1 protein-coding gene is annotated in these 1,174 nt (G+C 68.8%); it reads right to left on the reverse strand.

Annotated features, from left to right (window positions below; translation table 11 throughout):
- Positions 1 to 197 precede the first annotated feature (197 nt).
- Positions 198 to 950 (reverse strand): thioesterase domain-containing protein, encoded by a 753-nt coding sequence (locus tag ABEB28_RS40395; RefSeq protein WP_345733607.1) that lies wholly within the window; start codon positions 948 to 950, stop codon positions 198 to 200.
- Positions 951 to 1,174: the final 224 nt, after the last annotated feature.

The following is a 1,174-nucleotide window of genomic DNA, read 5'->3' on the forward strand; positions in this document are numbered from 1 at the left end:
GCGCATTGCCTTGCGCCAATGGGCCCGACACGCGCTCCTTTCATTCCTTTCGGTAATTCCCCAATCGATTCACCGAAGGTGGATCTTGCATTCCGCCCGTCACAGTTCTGGCTGATCCGGCGGGACGCCACGTTGGAGCGTCTGGGCGCGTCCAACCACCCTGGCTGGCGCCGGGCGGCGGCAGCGGGGCCTGCACGTCATCGACCGTTTGCCTGGTGAGGGTGGGAATCGCAAGGCGCGGTCAGAGCCCGGTGCAGTTCCTCGGAGGTCAGCATGCTCTCGTGATCGCCGGGGACAACGGTGACGGTCAGGGCCGCAGCGTGGGAACGCCAGGATTCGCCGGCGTTCTCGCTGCCGGGTGTGACGGCCTGAGGCAGACACAGCCTAAGATGCGGCAGCTGCCCCGTCGGTCGCCAGCTGTCCATCGCTGCGTGATCGCCGAGCCGCATCAGCATCTGCCCGAGCAGCGGGTAGTCGGAGCTGCCGGGTCCTGCCAGCCCGAGGCGGGCGACGAGCGCCGCCGCGCGTTCCGGGATCCCCAACTGCTCGGTCGCGGCGAGGGCCTCGACGACGATGGATCTCGTCTGGTGCGGGCAGGCGTTGTGGATGTGGGTGATCAGGATGTCGTGGGAGTTCGTGGGCGTTTCGGCTCGTGGTGGGTCCAGGAGGATCACGTCGTCGATGCGGTCGCCCTCGCCGTCGGCGTGCGCTTGGAGGGCGATCTCGTAGGCCAGTGGCCCGCCGAGGCACCAGCCGGCCAGGGTGTATCGGCCGGTCGGGTGAGCGGCCCGGATCCGCGCGAGGTAGCTGCGGGCCAGTGCCTGCATCGCGGTGTCGTCGCAGGTTCGGTCACGGGGGATGCCGTAGCAGTCCCAGTTGGGGCCGAGACCGGCGACCAGGGGCTTGTACCAGTCGAGCAGGCCACCGACGGGGTGGATCAGGATCAGGATGCGTGCTGGATCGGCGAGCGGGGCGGCGGTGAGCGGGACGAGCCGGGCGGCGGTTTCAAGCTCGGTGGAGAACCGGTCGNATCGAGGGCGGGGGCGACGGTGAGGTCGACGGGTGTCGGCAGAACGTTGCGGTCGCCGATCGTCGCGTTGTCAGGCCCTGGGGCCGTTTGCAGGATTCGATCGGCGCCGTCGGCCGGTTGGCCGAGGTAGTTGAAGGTGATCTG

It is taken from the genome of Cryptosporangium minutisporangium (genome assembly GCF_039536245.1).
Taxonomy (GTDB): domain Bacteria; phylum Actinomycetota; class Actinomycetes; order Mycobacteriales; family Cryptosporangiaceae; genus Cryptosporangium; species Cryptosporangium minutisporangium.